The following is a 12269-nucleotide window of genomic DNA, read 5'->3' on the forward strand; positions in this document are numbered from 1 at the left end:
CCTTGCCGGGGGGGCCTGCTGTCCCCCGACCCCCCCCGCCGAGTGTGATTGGGGGCAGGAACCCGTAAAACCGCCCCGCCCTGGCCATCCAGAATTTTTCATCGAGAGGCGCAACGCCCGCCCGTCCTCCGCACATCCAGGGCAATCGCATGCGGGGGTCCGGGGGTGCAACCCCCGGGCGGTGTCCGCTCCACTCATCAGATCTCTTTCCACATCCTCGCGCTGAGAACATGAGGGTTCCAGAAACGAGGGTAGACACCACCCGGGGGGCTGGCTGCCCCCCTACCCCCCCGCCGAATGCGATTGGGGCAGGAACCCACAAAACCCTCCGGCACGACCATCCTGAATTTTTCATCGAAAGGCTCTCAGCCCTGCCTTTCCCCGCACATCCAGGGGCAATCGTGCGCGGGGGTCCGGGGGTGCAACCCCCGGGCAGAGGCATCCAGAAATGTGAAGGTTTTTACAGAGCCAGTTTTTCAGAGATCACCAGCCACCACGACGAAGAGCCCGCTTTCAGGAACCGGCGGCGCTCCCGCCGTCCCGAGGGCGATCCGCTCCTGCGGGTAGCCGAGGTCCTCGCAGACGGCGATCCGCACCTCGGGAGGCAGGGCCGCCGCAAGGTCGGGGACCGAGAAGGCAGGGTCGGCGATGAGAAAGACCACCCGCCCGCGGGAGACCTCCAGGGCGGCGTCGGCGATCGCCGCCGCGTGATCCTTCCCGTGGGCGGTGACGACCGCGCTCTTCACCAGCGAGATCCCCAGACGGGCGAAGGCAACCTGCATCGAGGAGATGCCCGGGATCACCTCGCCCCCGAGATAACCGAGCCCCGCGAGCATGGGGTCGCCGGTCGAGAGGACGACCGCATCGTCAGGGAGCGACCGGAGGCGTTTGTAGTCGGTGATCTCGTGCACCGCCGCCCCCTCGCGGATATAGGGGCGGGCGAGGTCGATGGCGCGATCTGATCCGTAGATGACCGCCGCCCCGGCGATCGCCGCCGCCGCTGCCGCCGTGATCATGCCGGGGCCGCAGCCCACACCGACGATCTTCACCCTGAGTCCCCCATGACGCCGCCGTCCCTGTCCACGATCACGACCCTGACGCCCGGACGGTCGGCCCTGAAACGCGTAAACGCCCGCGCCATGATCCCGGGCCACGCCGGCGTCGCCGTCAGTTCCTCGACGGTACCGCACCCGGTGCCTTCCAGGATTGCAGGGTCGATGAACTTCATCACAAGACCGGGCAGGGCGCAGATCACCGCCTCCCCCCCGACCTCGTCGAGCGCCCGCCCGAGGTTCACCCCGACGAGCACGGCCTCGTGGTCAGGGAAGAGGAGACGGGAGTAACGCAGCCCGATCCTCCCGGTGGTGAGCACCACCCGCTCTGCCCCCCTGATCCGCTCGAAGGCCGACTCGGAGAGGTGGTCGTCCCAGGGCTCGACGAGCCCGGTCGAGCCCAGGACCGAGATCCCGCCCTCGATCCCGATGCGGGGGTTGAGGGTCTTCCCGGCGATCGCCGCCCCCTCAGGGATGGAGAGGCGGACCCGCACGCCCGGAAGCCCGATCGCTGCCATCGCGTCCCTGATCCCTTCCAGGATCGACCGCATCGCCGTCTCGCTGATCGCCGCCGCACCGGCGCGAAACCGCGGTGTGTCCCTGGCGAAACGCCCGATCCCCTCGCCCGCCTCAAAAATGAGACCGGCAGGGGCACGTTCTGCGGTCGCCACAAAGAGCAGGCCGGCCGTGACGTCGGAGGGATAGTCCCCGGCGTCTTTTCTCGCCGACCCGGTGCCGTCCCTCCCCTCTGCCGGGACCGTAAATACAAGCCCGCAGGGGAGCGTGACGGCGACCGCCGAGACCGGCCCTCTCAGGGAGAGCACTGCCGCCGTTGCCGCCGCGGCGGCCGTCGTTCCGGTGGTAAAGCCGCGGCGAAGCACCGCACCCGAAGCGGTGAGCACCCCGAGCCCGGAGGCGGCGAGGTCAAGCCCATCCGGGCTTGCGCACCGCGCCGCCCACTCCTCTGGATAGACATAGCCGGTGACCGGATCGACGACCGCCTCACGCCGCACGCTGCTGCTCCACGAATATCGTGACGATCTCGTTCATCGCCGCCACCGCGGGCGGCGTCCCCCCGCGCGTTCCCTGCGTGGTGATCGAGGGGATATCGAGGCCGCGGAGTTCTTCCTTCGACTCGGCGGCGTTCACGAAGCCGACCGCCATCCCGATCACGAGCGCCGGGCGCACCCCTTCCCTGATCATCGTGCAGAGGGAGAGGAGTGAGGATGGGGCGTTGCCGATCACGACGATCGAGCCCTCCAGGCTGTCGCGCAGGGCGAGGAAACCCGCAGATGAACGGGTGATCCCGCGCTCGGCCGAGATCTCGGCCCCGAAGTCGAGGGCGCAGAGCACCTCTGAGGTGTGCTCCTTTTTCCTGATCCCCATCTGCACCATATGGATGTCGGTGACGATCGGCGCCCCCCGTTCGAGGGCCGCAAGCCCGGCGGCGACGGCGTCGCCCCTGAACCTTACCAGATCGGCCATCACGAAATCCCCGACGGCGATCGCGCACCGCTGCCTGATCCGGTCTTCGACCGTCCTATCGCCGATCACCTGCCTGGCAAGGGCGCGGCTCGTCCGCGAGATCTGATACCCCTCAGGGGTGTCGGCGCCGGGATCAATATACATATTTCCTCCTGTAACCTCTCGGCGTGAGCATTCCGCCGTTTTTCGTCGGGACCGTCTCTTTTCCTCCGACAAAGACCACCGTGTGCATATCGACGGCCGAGGTGTCGGCGGCGAGGGCGCCGAGCGTGGTGACCGACGTCGCCTCCCCCTCCCGGCAGGCATTCCGCACGAGCCCGATCGGGGTTTCGGGCGAGGCGTGGCGGAGGGCGATCGCGAGGGCGCAGGAGAGGTTCTCGGGTCTGCCGCGGCTCTTCGGGTTGTACAGCGCCACGGGCACGCCCATCGCGAAGGCGCAGTCGAGACGGTGCTCGATCTCCTCCCAGGGCGTGAGCAGGTCAGAGAGGGAGAGGGTCACATGGTCGCCGGTGAGCGGCGAACCGAGGAGTGAAGCGCCGGCACAGGCGGCGGTGACGCCGGGGACCACCTCGACCTCCACCGCAGCGTCCGATCCCTCCAGCACTTCAAGGACAATCCCGGCCATCCCGTAGACGCCGGGATCGCCGCCGCTCACCATGGCGACGCGGTGCTCACGGGCGAGGTCGATGCACCGGCGCGCACGCTCGACCTCCTTACCCATCGAGCTCCTGATCACCGTCTTCCCCTCGAGGAGGGCTTCTATCTGTTCGAGATAAAAGGCGTTTCCAATGACATACTCCGCCTCCCTGATCGCCTCGGCGGCCCGTCCGGTCATCCAGGCGGCCCCGCCAGGCCCGGTGCCAACAATATAGAGTTTCCCTGATTTATCGTCCGATTGCAACTGTAACATCCCCATAGACACGTTTTTTCAGCACCAGTTCGCGCCGCTGCGCAAGGGCGAGGACCGCGGGTTCGGCCACGCCGGAGAGCCCGATCAACCCGGCCCGCGAGGGCGAGGGCGGCGTCTCCCGGTTCAGGACGGCGTCGGGCAGGAAGACCAGCACCCCGCCGAGGTCCGCGACCGCCCGGGTCAGACCCACCTCGTCCCGTTTCTTCTCCGTCGTCGCATAGACGAGCACGTCGCCCGCCGCGATCCCGGCCTCACCGAGCGCCGACATGATCGCAGAGACGACACTGTCGGCAGAGGCGCCGCGCCGGCATCCCACACCGACGACATAGCCCCCGCCGCGGGCGAGCACCGAGACCGCCGGTCCGGCCACCACCACGGCCGGACCGCCCACGGTATAGACCGGCACGTCGGTATCGAGCATCGCGGCGTTCACCGGGAGGGTGGAGGCCGGGTTTGCAACCTGCGTCCCCGTAGCGGCGGCGATCCCCTCCACGCAGGGGCGCCCGAGCGCCTCGGTCGCCGTCGAGATCACGGCCACCGCCCCGGTGGCAGCGGCGATCTCGCGGGCGAGATCGTTTGCGCCGTGGTGGCCGCCGACAAGAGGGACGGCGAAACCGAGGCCGGGGCTCACCACGACCACCGGGGGATCGCGCCACTTGGAGGTGAGGAGGGGGGCGATGGCGCGCACGGCGATCCCGGCGGACATCAGGGCGACGATCCGGTCGTAGCCCTCGAACGCCCGTTCAAAGACGCCGGGGGCATAGGGGAGATACTCCCCGCCGACGACCGCCGCAAGCCGCTCTGCATCCCCGGCAAAACGCCGGAGAGAAATCACCGCCGTCTTCATCCGTATAAATCCGAATTGACGTAGCCCGATCTGGCGGCGTCCACCACCCCGCCGATGATGATCAGGGCCGAGCGTTCGATCCCGGCGGCACGCGCTTTTGCGGCGATATCGGCGACCGTGCCGACGACCACCTTCTGGTCGGGCCAGGTGGCATGGTAGACGACGGCGGCCGGCGTCTCGGGCGGGCACTCGGCCTTCGCCACCACCGCTTCGAGGTGCTCGGTGCCGAGGAAGACGACCATCGTGGCGCCGGAGCGGGAGAACTCGGCGATCATGTCCTTCTCCAGGGTCGCCCCGGCCGGACGGGTGACGATCACCGATTCAGATACGCCCCTGAGGGTGAACTGCGTCTTCAACGCCGCGGCGGCGCCGAACATCGAGGAGACGCCGGGCACCACCTCGACAGCGATCCCGTCGCGCTCCAGTTCGGCGATCTGCTCGACGATCGCCCCGTACAGCGAGGGGTCGCCGGAGTGGAGGCGCACCACGCGTTTTCCCGCCAGTGCGGCCTCGCGCATGAGCGCCACCATCTCAGGGAGCTTCATCCCCCAGGAATCGTACTTCTCCGGGGCCGGGGAGCGGGCGACAAGATCGGGGTTCACGAGCGACCCTGCGTAGATGAGCAGGTCGGCCCGCATCAGGAGATTGTTTCCCTTCACCGTGATCAGGTCGGGATCGCCCGGACCTGCACCGACAAAATATATCGTATTCATTCGTTTTTCCTCGCAAACAGCACGCTGAAATAACTGCTCTCCTCGGGAAGGTCGTCACCGCGGCAGATCCGCTCCCCCTCCATGTACATCCGCTCGACGAGGACGAACTCGTCGAAACCCTCCTCCCTGAGACGCTCGGCCGTCTCTTTCGGCCGTTTCACCTTCAGGAGAAGGCGCGAAGACTCGGGGGAACCGTCGCTCACCCCGACGCCGCCGGCAACAGAGACGCCGGCGGCCGAGGCGAAGGCGGTGATCGCCGATATCCCGGGCACCGTGGTGCAGGTGATGTCGGGGTGGCGATCGGTGAGCACGGCCGTCAGGCGGGAGAAGGTGCCGTAGAAGTTCGGGTCGCCGAGGATGCAGAATACAGAGAGGCCGGATCGGGCGTGCGGGGCGATCGTCTCGGCGTTCTCCTCAATGCACCTGGAAATATAGTCCTCGTCGTCGGTCATCGGAAAAGAGAGCACCTGCACGTCGGTGCGGTACGGGGCGATGATCGCCGCCGCCACCCGCCCGGGGACAAAGACCGCATCGGCCTCCTTGATCAGCCGCACCGCACGCACGGTCAGGAGTTCGGGATCGCCGGGGCCGATGCCAACGCCGACGAGCATTCAGGCCGCCTCCCCGATGACGAGCCAGACCGGGTTTGCCGGGGCCATCATCAGCCCGCTCCCGAGTGTGCGGGAACGGGCGACCTGGAGCGAGACGACCTCCCTGAAGATCCCGAGGCGCTGCATCGTCTCCACCGCACGGTGGAGGGTGCCGAGAAGGACGCAGTCGACGACGATCCGCCCGCTCACCTCGTCGGCGAGAACACCGAGCACCGCCTCGAGGTCCCGCGACCCGCCGACAAAGGCGGCATCGATCGGGCCCGCACCCCTGAGGACATCGGCCGCTTCGCCGCAGATGACCTGGATGTTCCGGGCAAGAGCCACGCTCGCGGCCTCTTTCGTGCATGCAGCCGCCTCAGGGCGGCGATCCACGGCGATCACCCGGCCGGCCGTGCATGCGGCGGCCACCGCGATCTTCCCGGTCCCGCAGCCGACGTCGGCGACGGTGCACCCGGCTCTCAGGCGGAGGTGCCAGAGCGCCACCGCCGCAACCTCGTCCTGTGTCGGGCCGCCAGAAAGTCCCTTCTCCATGTAGGTAAAGGTGACCTGCCACGGCTAATTAACTCTTGTTTTTCTAAACGCGTTTAAGAAGGTATTACTACTCACCTGCATCACCATAGTATATGCGTGACCCTGAGCTGGAGATCCTCGCCGCCCTCGACACCGCGCCCTCCCATGTGTACGGGCTGAAGTTCCGCCTCGAAGAGCGCGGTCTCCACAAAAGTCACAGCGATCTCTACAAAATGATCAATTCCCTCGAACGAAAGGGGCTTGTCTCCTATGTCAGGGAACCAAGCGGGATCGGACCGGAGAGAAAAGTCTACTCTGTCACGGATGCCGGGCGGCAGGCCCTGCTCGACGCCCGCAAAAGCGGGATCGGGCTGATCATCGAAGACTATTACCGCTTCATCGCCGCCGCCTTTCAGGATCTGATGGTGGCCGAGTTCGAGAGCGAACGCCCCCTCGAGCGGATCGCACTCCTCACCGAGCCCTTCAAAGGCGAGCAGGCGGCCCTCTTTGCGGCGGCGACCGCCGACCTGACCGGCGATATCCCGGAGCGCTGGCTCGTCAGCAGGGAAGGAACGATAAAGGAAGGGTTCCTTCCCGTTGCCGCAAGGCAGGAGCGCCTCCCCTTCAGGGATCAGACCTTCGATCTGGTCATCGCCCCGGCCCTTGCCGGGGCCGACCTTGCGGCAGTCCTGCCCGAGATCGCGCGGCTCCTCGCCCCTGGAGCGCAGCTCGTCACCTTCCTGCCGCTCACCAGGGAGATGACCGACACATCCCTCATCGGCGGGTTTCTCCTGAGAGAGATCGCCGCCTTCATCCCTGAGATGCAGATCTGGCGGCAGGTCGATTTCCTCAGGGAGCTCGACGCTCACTTCGATGTCATGAGCGTCAACTATCTGGAGTTCTCCCTGATATTCTGCCGGCCGAAAGATGCGGGCCTGTAAAAAAGGGCACGGGCGTTCGCCCCCGGCTCACGCCCCGGAATATTTCTCTGAAAAAACGATATCGTCAAGGTCTTTCTTCGCGGCCAGGGTGACCTCCTTCGGGTAGCCTGCCGGCACCAGGGAGACGAGGGTGTAGTCCTCAGGGACGCCGAGGAGGGTGCGGACGGCGTCAGCATACTCTTTCTTCTCCCCGGCAACCCAGCAGGAGCCGACGCCGTAGGCCCAGAGGCCCAGGATCAGCTGGGTCGTGGCGGCCGAACAGTCCTCAAGATAATATTTTGCGTCTCTTTTCCCGAAGACCGCAAAGCAGATCGGTGCGCCGGAGATGAACCGCCCGTGATCGGCGAGAGCGGCGATCTGGGAGAGCGTCTCCTTCTTCGTGACGACACCGAAAAGCCACGGCTGCTCGTTCCTTGCCGACGGGGCGAGGTGGGCGCAGTCGAGGGCGTTCCTGACAATCTTCTCATCGATCGGGTCCTCTTTGTAGCTCCTGATCGAGTGGCGCGTCCTGATGATGGTAAGCCCAAGATTCGGACCAATATGCATGCTCCTCTCTGGGAAGGGAAAGAGGATAATAGTTGCGAAGGGGAGGAGACGAGATCCCCCGGCCCGGACCGGACCGGGATTCCTGTGTCCATACGATGAAAAATAAGCCTGAAAAAAGAGATCAGAATGAGAACAGGCCGCCAAGCCATCCGATAAAGTTCGAGAAGCCCATTGGAATGATCACCGTCGGATCGATCCCGAGGATCGGCGAGATGAAGGCGAAGTACGCGATCGTCCCCAGGGTCGAACCCACATTCGCAAGCGCCGCCACCAGCACGACCCGAAAGATCGGCACCTTCCGCATCTGGGAGAAGTCCTCGGCGTCCATGATCCGCTGGAAGTCCGAGGCCGAGGGCTTTCTGACCTTCGCCTCCACGGCGGCCGCAAACCATCCGGCCGCCATCAGGGGGTTGAGGGAGGTGAGCCAGGCCACCGCAAAGGCCGTCGCCGCCGAGAGAGGGTGGCCGCCTGCCGCAAGGGTGAAGACCGCCGCGAGAACGCCGTTGATCAGCACCCAGTACAGGATCGCCCAGCCGAGCACCTCAAAGCCGACCCCGGAAAACGCCAGGGATATGATGAGGAACGCAAACATTGCAATGAAGGCGCCGCCGACGATCGTACCCCAGGGATAACTTTTTGGCCGGGCGACGAGGTCGGCCTCGGGCGGGAGGAGTTCGGGAGAACTGAGATAGCGTTCGACGCCCCTGACATGGCCGGCGCCGATCACCGCCATCACCCGGTCGTAGCGGCCGGAGAGGTCGAGGATACGGCGGGCAAGATAAGCATCCCGCTCGTCGATGAGTGCCCGCGCCCCGTTCGGCGAGAACTTCCTGAACTCGTCGAGGGCCGCCGAGACGACGTCCTGCCTGGTGAGGGCGTCGATGTCGATCTCATCGCCCTCGACACCGCCCACCGAGAGGGCAAGTGCATAGACCATCTTCACCTTCTCCCAGAGGCTCATCCCCTCCCAGAAACGGGCAAGGGTGATCCTGATGTCCCGGTCGATCAGGGCCAGGGGCAGACCGCGCCCCTCGACCTCCTCGATCGCCGCCACCATCTCGGCGCCGGGTTCGACGCCGACGTCCATGCCGATCTTTCGCTGGAGATAGGCAAGGGTCCACTGAAACAGAAGCTGCGAAAAGTTGCCGGCCTTCAGGACGTCTTCGACCTTCGGCGGGGCCTGTTCATGCCTGAGGGCGTTGTAGCGTCCGGGATCGAGTTCGACACCGACGATGCCGGGCTGGAACTCCTCGATTGCGGCTCTGACCTCGGCAACGCTCTTCTCCGAGACGTGCGCCGTCCCCACAAGTCTGATCTCACCCATGGACCGGCCAGACCCCCTCGGAATCGACAACGGCACAGGTCTCAACCGGCACGGCCGTCGACGCCAGCACCGATCGTATCCCCTCTTCTTCGGCCTCTTCGGCCTCCTGCCGCCCGATGAGGAGGGCGGCGAGCAGGCGGGCCTCTTCCCGGCTCATCTCCGCACCGAGCCCGGGGCACTCGGAGACGGCCAGACGGTCGCCGTCGAGCATGAAGGGATAGGTGCGGCAGATCCAGGGGCGCGCCCCGTAGACGGTGCACCGCCCCTCTTCGAGAAAGAGGCAGCGACCGTCTTCCCGCCTGAGAGACCAGTCGAAGGTGTACCTGGCCCCGTCTTCCCCCTCGATAAAATCGGGATAGGGTTCGGCAACGCCGTCGAAGGTACGCCCGGCCGCATCGGCCACAGCCCTGGCCTCGGCCGGGGTGACCATGACGAGATTCGAGCCTGGCGATACCTCCCTGCAACAGGCGCCGCACCCGGTGCAACGAAAACCGGTCGCCATGATCTCATCGGCGAGAGCGTCTAGAGTCCGCATATCCTCTCGAAGTTGCGGAAGACGAGGTCGCCGTTCTCGGTATGGCTCACCTCAGGATGCCACTGCACCCCGTACAGCCGCTCTTCCGGGCGCCCCATCGCCTCGACCGGGCAGATATCGGAAGCGGCATAGACCGAGAAGCCGGCCGGCACCGCCTTCACCTCGTCGGCATGCGAAGCCCAGACCCGGATCTGTTCCGGGTAACCGGCAAGGATCTCGCTCTCCTGTGCGATCCGGACACAGACTCCACCGTAACCCCCGTGAGATCCCGGCCCGACAGAACCGCCCCGCGCCGTAGCGATGATATGGAGACCAAGGCAGATGCCGAGCACCGGCAGCCCGAGGTCAAGGTATTCGGCGCAGTTGCCGGCGCGCTCAAGGGATGGCCCGCCCCCCAGGATGATCCCGCGGCACCCGCTCGCCACCTCGGACGGAGGGGTGGTGTTCGGGACCATCTTCACCTCGATCTCCATATCCCGGAGTTTGCGGTGGATAAGGTGGTTGAATTGCCCATGGTTGTTCACGACAAAAATGGGAAGCATTAAAAAAGTATGGTAGTATCAGGGTAATAGCCTTTGTCAGCGGAATGAGAGCACCGTCGAGAGGATCGCCGACCTGATCTCCTCGTCGGTGCGGCCCATGAGGCGGGCAAGGAACATGGCCCCGCCCGCACCCATCCCTTCCTTCACCTCGCCCTCGCAGTAGCGCGCAAGCCCGGCATCGCCGATGGTGTCGAAGCCCGGGTCCACATAATAGGCCCTTGCCCCGACAGCCGCCGCCACCGCCTCGAAGTTCGCCGAGGGGTCGGCGCGCACGTAGGCCGTGGTGACGAGCGGGGCCATCTCTTTTCCCAGCCCCTTTAAGATTGCATCGACGGCGAGCATCTGCGTGCCGCCCGCCAGCACCACCGCTCCGGAAAAGGCGCTTACAATCCCGGCGGCGACCGGCATCATCGGATCGCCGCCGATACGCACCACGTCGAGGGGATCGGTGATCCCGGCATCATCCACGCGGCCCTGCACCGCCCGGCAGACCTCTTCCTTCAGCGCAACCGGGTTGTTCACAAAGCTGCTCGAGACCCGGGCGTCGTAGCCGAGGGCGCGCAGGACGCAGAGGGCCGTCGTCGTCCCGCCGGGGACGCACTCCGCGAGCACCAGGAGGTCGGCGCACCGCGAGAGGTGGCGGCCGACCCCTTCGCCGGCGGCAAAGAGCGCCCGCGCCTTCGGCACCGCATCAGTCTCGCGGGGGTCGGCGCCGGGTTCGCCGTAGACGTCCAGGCAGGGGACAGTCGGGCGGTTGTACATCCCGGCGTTGATGAAGACCGGATCGATCCCGCAGAGGGTCGTCATCGAGCGGGTGATCACCGCCGGCGTCGGGCAGTTCGTCGGGGTGTTGGGCTTGTAGCCCATCGAGTGGATCGCCCCCTTCGTGATCAGTTCGGCGTCCAGGATCGGGGTGAAGACGGTCCGCGCAGGCGTGGACCCGGCCCCTGAGATGCCCGGGACCATCGAGAGGGCGGTGTTTCCGAGAACGGCCGCAAAGAGCGGCCGCGTGAACTCGAACGAGGGATTGTCGGAGAGAAATGCCATATCAATGTATATAGAGGATAGACCCAAAAAATTTCCTTATGTTTGAGATCGAGGAGCGGCTCGAAAAAAAAGGGATCACGACCGACGCCATCGTCGAAGCCGGGATGGCCCTGTACGTGCCCCACGGCATGAGCCCTGAAGCGGCGCGGGAACGGCTGTGGGAGCGGATCGCCGCCTCGTACCTGGACCCGAACATCTCGTCACTCCTCCTCGGCGCCGTTCTCCTCGAAGAAGAACTCTATGACCGCAGGAAGAACTCGGAGATCGCCGACGACCCGGTCTTTCTCCTCTCAGACGAGATCATCGGAATGGCGATCGCCGAGATTATCGGCGGGATCTACGCCCGTTTCGAGTTCACCAGGTACGACCAGAAAAAGCCCGGCATCCTGGGCGAACTCGGACCCTTCCTGGACGACGCCGTCGCCGGACTGATCGCAGGGAATACATCGAGGCTGTACTCAGAATGTTTCTCGAACCTGTAAGAGCGCTGCTGCAGTTCTGCACCGTCCTCCCCCTCGGACGGCCGGCAGATTTCGACGCCTTCGCCAGGCACACCTGGCTCTACCCGCTGGCCGGCTGGGTCACCGGCGGCGTCGCGGCAGCCATCGCCCTCCTCCTTTCCGGCCACCCCGGCATTGCTGCCGCTGCCGCCGTCGCCGCCGCCATTATCATCTCGGGAGGAAACCACTTCGACGGCCTCCTCGACCTCGGGGACGGGCTGATGGCCCATGGGAGCCGGGAAAAGCGGATCGCCGCACTGACTGACCGCCAGATCGGTGCCGGCGGCGTCGCCTGCGGCATCCTCATAACGATGCTTGCAGTCGTCGGCCTCGGGGAGGCGTGGAGCGTCGGCCTCGCCGTCCTGACCGCAGAGGTCTGCGCAAAACTGGCCATGGCATGGATCACCGCGCTTGGCGCGCCGTTCCACGACGGGATCCACGCATATCTCCACGGTTTTTCCCGGCCGCACTTTATCCTGCTCGCACTGCTGCCCGTCCTTCCGCTCCTTCTGCTCATATCCCCGTTCGATCTGGGAAAAGCGATTGCTGCCACCGGCGTCGTCGTCCTGATCCTGCTGGGAACCGCCCGCCATCTCTTCGGCGGGGTGAACGGGGACGTGGCCGGGGCGTCAAACGAGATCGTCAGGGCCGCCGTCATCATCGCCCTCGTCCTCTAGGCGCATACACCTTTTTATCATCCGGCCAT

16 protein-coding genes are annotated in these 12269 nt (G+C 65.8%); 3 read left to right on the forward strand and 13 right to left on the reverse strand.

Going from position 1 to position 12269, the window contains the following annotated elements:
* Window positions 1-476 precede the first annotated feature (476 nt).
* The 8 genes from METLI_RS07430 to METLI_RS07465 are packed head-to-tail and all read right to left on the reverse strand — an operon-like array spanning window position 477 to window position 6149.
* Window positions 477-1049: a cobalt-precorrin-7 (C(5))-methyltransferase gene (locus METLI_RS07430; RefSeq protein WP_004039218.1), complete on the reverse strand. Its 573-nt coding sequence runs from the start codon at window positions 1047-1049 to the stop codon at window positions 477-479.
* Window positions 1046-2065, reverse strand: coding sequence for a cobalt-precorrin-5B (C(1))-methyltransferase (locus METLI_RS07435; RefSeq protein ID WP_004039219.1), 1020 nt, complete (start codon window positions 2063-2065; stop codon window positions 1046-1048). The genes METLI_RS07430 and METLI_RS07435 overlap by 4 nt, the downstream gene beginning before the upstream one ends.
* Complete coding sequence (locus METLI_RS07440; protein ID WP_004039220.1) at window positions 2055-2681, reverse strand: precorrin-8X methylmutase; 627 nt, start codon at window positions 2679-2681, stop codon at window positions 2055-2057. Before METLI_RS07440 ends, METLI_RS07435 begins: the two co-directional genes overlap by 11 nt.
* Entirely contained in the window at window positions 2671-3447 is a 777-nt protein-coding gene (gene cobJ / locus METLI_RS07445; protein WP_245529343.1) for a precorrin-3B C(17)-methyltransferase, read from the reverse strand. Before cobJ ends, METLI_RS07440 begins: the two co-directional genes overlap by 11 nt.
* On the reverse strand, window positions 3422-4294 hold the full coding sequence (gene cbiG / locus METLI_RS07450; RefSeq protein ID WP_004039222.1) for a cobalt-precorrin 5A hydrolase: 873 nt from the start codon (window positions 4292-4294) through the stop codon (window positions 3422-3424). The genes cobJ and cbiG overlap by 26 nt, the downstream gene beginning before the upstream one ends.
* Complete coding sequence (locus METLI_RS07455; RefSeq protein ID WP_004039223.1) at window positions 4291-5007, reverse strand: cobalt-precorrin-4/precorrin-4 C(11)-methyltransferase; 717 nt, start codon at window positions 5005-5007, stop codon at window positions 4291-4293. The genes cbiG and METLI_RS07455 overlap by 4 nt, the downstream gene beginning before the upstream one ends.
* On the reverse strand, window positions 5004-5618 hold the full coding sequence (locus METLI_RS07460) for a cobalt-factor II C(20)-methyltransferase (protein WP_004039224.1): 615 nt from the start codon (window positions 5616-5618) through the stop codon (window positions 5004-5006). Before METLI_RS07460 ends, METLI_RS07455 begins: the two co-directional genes overlap by 4 nt.
* Window positions 5619-6149, reverse strand: coding sequence for a methyltransferase domain-containing protein (locus METLI_RS07465; RefSeq protein ID WP_004039225.1), 531 nt, complete (start codon window positions 6147-6149; stop codon window positions 5619-5621).
* Between the two features lie 92 nt (window positions 6150-6241).
* Between METLI_RS07465 and METLI_RS12445 the strand changes: the two genes are divergently transcribed.
* Entirely contained in the window at window positions 6242-7069 is an 828-nt protein-coding gene (locus METLI_RS12445) for a helix-turn-helix transcriptional regulator (protein ID WP_004039226.1), read from the forward strand.
* Window positions 7070-7096: 27 nt separating this feature from the next.
* Here METLI_RS12445 and METLI_RS07475 read toward each other — a convergent pair whose 3' ends face one another.
* The 5 genes from METLI_RS07475 to cobT form a co-directional block, all read right to left on the reverse strand.
* Window positions 7097-7615: a nitroreductase family protein gene (locus METLI_RS07475; protein WP_004039227.1), complete on the reverse strand. Its 519-nt coding sequence runs from the start codon at window positions 7613-7615 to the stop codon at window positions 7097-7099.
* Between the two features lie 121 nt (window positions 7616-7736).
* Window positions 7737-8939 carry a TraB/GumN family protein gene (locus tag METLI_RS07480; RefSeq protein ID WP_004039228.1) on the reverse strand — a complete coding sequence of 401 codons (1203 nt, stop codon included), beginning with the start codon at window positions 8937-8939 and terminating at the stop codon, window positions 7737-7739.
* The gene (locus tag METLI_RS07485; RefSeq protein ID WP_245529344.1) at window positions 8932-9441 is read right to left on the reverse strand and encodes a YkgJ family cysteine cluster protein; all 510 of its coding nucleotides are present in this window, start codon (window positions 9439-9441) and stop codon (window positions 8932-8934) included. Before METLI_RS07485 ends, METLI_RS07480 begins: the two co-directional genes overlap by 8 nt.
* A 20-nt stretch (window positions 9442-9461) precedes the next feature.
* Window positions 9462-10016: a GMP synthase subunit A gene (locus METLI_RS07490; protein WP_004039230.1), complete on the reverse strand. Its 555-nt coding sequence runs from the start codon at window positions 10014-10016 to the stop codon at window positions 9462-9464.
* Window positions 10017-10052: 36 nt separating this feature from the next.
* Window positions 10053-11063 (reverse strand): nicotinate mononucleotide-dependent phosphoribosyltransferase CobT, encoded by a 1011-nt coding sequence (cobT, locus tag METLI_RS07495; RefSeq protein WP_004039231.1) that lies wholly within the window; start codon window positions 11061-11063, stop codon window positions 10053-10055.
* Window positions 11064-11101: 38 nt separating this feature from the next.
* Here cobT and METLI_RS07500 point away from each other — a divergent pair, with 38 nt between their 5' ends.
* Both METLI_RS07500 and cobS read left to right on the forward strand, forming a co-directional pair.
* Window positions 11102-11545 carry a phosphatidylglycerophosphatase A gene (locus tag METLI_RS07500; protein ID WP_004039232.1) on the forward strand — a complete coding sequence of 148 codons (444 nt, stop codon included), beginning with the start codon at window positions 11102-11104 and terminating at the stop codon, window positions 11543-11545.
* Window positions 11527-12240: an adenosylcobinamide-GDP ribazoletransferase gene (cobS, locus tag METLI_RS07505; RefSeq protein WP_004039233.1), complete on the forward strand. Its 714-nt coding sequence runs from the start codon at window positions 11527-11529 to the stop codon at window positions 12238-12240. The genes METLI_RS07500 and cobS overlap by 19 nt, the downstream gene beginning before the upstream one ends.
* Window positions 12241-12269: the final 29 nt, after the last annotated feature.

It is taken from the genome of Methanofollis liminatans DSM 4140, assembly GCF_000275865.1.
GTDB lineage: Archaea > Halobacteriota > Methanomicrobia > Methanomicrobiales > Methanofollaceae > Methanofollis > Methanofollis liminatans.

What these genes read in the sequence shown, in the direction of transcription:
- METLI_RS07455 (WP_004039223.1), bottom strand. Translation starts at nt 5,007, where the DNA reads ATGAATACGATATATTTTGTCGGTGCAGGTCCGGGCGATCCCGACCTG.
- cbiG (WP_004039222.1), bottom strand. Translation starts at nt 4,294, where the DNA reads ATGAAGACGGCGGTGATTTCTCTCCGGCGTTTTGCCGGGGATGCAGAG.
- cobT (WP_004039231.1), bottom strand. Translation starts at nt 11,063, where the DNA reads ATGGCATTTCTCTCCGACAATCCCTCGTTCGAGTTCACGCGGCCGCTC.
- METLI_RS07440 (WP_004039220.1), bottom strand. Translation starts at nt 2,681, where the DNA reads ATGTATATTGATCCCGGCGCCGACACCCCTGAGGGGTATCAGATCTCG.
- cobJ (WP_245529343.1), bottom strand. Translation starts at nt 3,447, where the DNA reads ATGTTACAGTTGCAATCGGACGATAAATCAGGGAAACTCTATATTGTT.
- METLI_RS07480 (WP_004039228.1), bottom strand. Translation starts at nt 8,939, where the DNA reads ATGGGTGAGATCAGACTTGTGGGGACGGCGCACGTCTCGGAGAAGAGC.
- METLI_RS07460 (WP_004039224.1), bottom strand. Translation starts at nt 5,618, where the DNA reads ATGCTCGTCGGCGTTGGCATCGGCCCCGGCGATCCCGAACTCCTGACC.
- METLI_RS07490 (WP_004039230.1), bottom strand. Translation starts at nt 10,016, where the DNA reads ATGCTTCCCATTTTTGTCGTGAACAACCATGGGCAATTCAACCACCTT.
- METLI_RS07475 (WP_004039227.1), bottom strand. Translation starts at nt 7,615, where the DNA reads ATGCATATTGGTCCGAATCTTGGGCTTACCATCATCAGGACGCGCCAC.
- cobS (WP_004039233.1), top strand. Translation starts at nt 11,527, where the DNA reads ATGTTTCTCGAACCTGTAAGAGCGCTGCTGCAGTTCTGCACCGTCCTC.
- METLI_RS12445 (WP_004039226.1), top strand. Translation starts at nt 6,242, where the DNA reads ATGCGTGACCCTGAGCTGGAGATCCTCGCCGCCCTCGACACCGCGCCC.
- METLI_RS07500 (WP_004039232.1), top strand. Translation starts at nt 11,102, where the DNA reads ATGTTTGAGATCGAGGAGCGGCTCGAAAAAAAAGGGATCACGACCGAC.
- METLI_RS07485 (WP_245529344.1), bottom strand. Translation starts at nt 9,441, where the DNA reads ATGGCGACCGGTTTTCGTTGCACCGGGTGCGGCGCCTGTTGCAGGGAG.
- METLI_RS07465 (WP_004039225.1), bottom strand. Translation starts at nt 6,149, where the DNA reads ATGGAGAAGGGACTTTCTGGCGGCCCGACACAGGACGAGGTTGCGGCG.